Source organism: Streptomyces avicenniae, assembly GCF_000719135.1.
Lineage (GTDB): Bacteria > Actinomycetota > Actinomycetes > Streptomycetales > Streptomycetaceae > Streptomyces > Streptomyces avicenniae.
On the sequence record NZ_JOEK01000056.1, the window covers coordinates 1 to 315 of the forward strand.

A 315-nucleotide genomic window follows, 5' to 3' on the forward strand; every position below is an offset into this window, starting at 1 on the left:
GACCTCAAGTCCGTCTCGCCGTACATGCAGAAGGCGATCGTCGCGATCGAGGACTCCCGCTACTACGAGCACGGCGCGGTCGACCTGAAGGGCGTGCTGCGCGCGCTCAACAAGAACGCGCAGAGCGGCGGCGTCTCCGAGGGCGCCTCCACTCTCACCCAGCAGCTCGTGAAGAACTACTTCGTCGAAGAGGCGGGCAACGACCCGACGAAGGTCGCCCAGGCCACCCAGCAGACGCTGGGCCGCAAGATCCGCGAGCTGAAGTACGCGATCCAGCTCGAGGAGAACCTCGGCAAGAAGAAGATCCTCGAGAAC

1 protein-coding gene is annotated in these 315 nt (G+C 64.4%); it reads left to right on the forward strand.

The annotated features are described in order from the left end of the window. The coding region (locus IF27_RS29725) for a transglycosylase domain-containing protein (RefSeq protein ID WP_190233164.1) at window positions 1–315 on the forward strand (315 nt) is incomplete at both ends.